The sequence below is a fragment of the Acidovorax sp. GW835-FHT14G06 genome, assembly GCF_058793595.1.
Genome location: NZ_JBXAGA010000049.1, coordinates 1 through 1,154, shown reverse-complemented (window position 1 = coordinate 1,154; position 1,154 = coordinate 1). Strand labels below are relative to the sequence as shown.

Genomic DNA, 1,154 nt, shown 5'->3' with positions numbered 1-1,154 from the left:
AACGTGGGCACGATCGGCCACGTGGACCATGGCAAGACCACACTGACGGCAGCCATCGCCACGGTGCTGTCCGCCAAGTTCGGCGGCGAAGCCAAGGCCTACGACCAGATCGACGCTGCGCCCGAAGAAAAGGCCCGCGGTATCACGATCAACACCGCCCACGTGGAATACGAAACGGCCAACCGCCACTACGCCCACGTGGACTGCCCCGGTCACGCCGACTATGTGAAGAACATGATCACCGGCGCTGCCCAGATGGACGGTGCTATCCTGGTTTGCTCCGCCGCTGACGGCCCAATGCCCCAGACCCGCGAGCACATCCTGCTGGCCCGCCAAGTGGGCGTGCCTTACATCATCGTGTTCCTGAACAAGTGCGACATGGTGGACGACGAAGAACTGCTGGAACTCGTCGAAATGGAAGTGCGCGAACTCCTGGACAAGTACGACTTCCCAGGCGACGACACCCCCATCATCCGTGGCTCCGCCAAGCTCGCCCTGGAAGGCGACAAGGGCAAGCTGGGTGAAGAAGCCATCATGAAGCTGGCCGAAGCACTGGACACCTACATCCCCACGCCTGAGCGCGCTGTGGACGGTGCCTTCCTGATGCCCGTGGAAGACGTGTTCTCCATCTCCGGTCGTGGCACCGTGGTGACCGGTCGCGTGGAACGCGGCATCATCAAGGTCGGCGAAGAAATCGAAATCGTCGGTATCCGCGACACGCAAAAGACCATCTGCACCGGCGTGGAAATGTTCCGCAAGCTGCTGGACCAAGGCCAAGCTGGCGACAACGTCGGTCTGCTGCTGCGCGGCACCAAGCGCGAAGACGTGGAACGTGGCCAAGTGCTGTGCAAGCCCGGCTCGATCAAGCCCCACACCCACTTCACGGCTGAGGTGTATGTGCTGAGCAAGGACGAAGGCGGCCGCCACACTCCTTTCTTCAACAACTACCGTCCTCAGTTCTACTTCCGCACGACCGACGTGACTGGTGCTATTGAGCTGCCAGCCGACAAGGAAATGGTCATGCCTGGTGACAACGTGTCGATCACTGTGAAGCTGATCAACCCCATCGCCATGGAAGAAGGTCTGCGCTTCGCTATCCGCGAAGGTGGCCGTACTGTGGGCGCTGGCGTCGTGGCCAAGATCATTGCTTAATT

The 1,154-nt window shown here is 60.8% G+C and carries 1 protein-coding gene; it reads left to right on the top strand.

Features of this window, described 5'->3' with window-relative positions; genetic code table 11:
- A partial coding sequence (gene tuf, locus AC1Q64_RS25660; RefSeq protein ID WP_291436616.1) for an elongation factor Tu occupies window positions 1–1,152 on the top strand: 1,152 nt, incomplete at its 5' end.
- Window positions 1,153–1,154 lie beyond the last annotated feature (2 nt).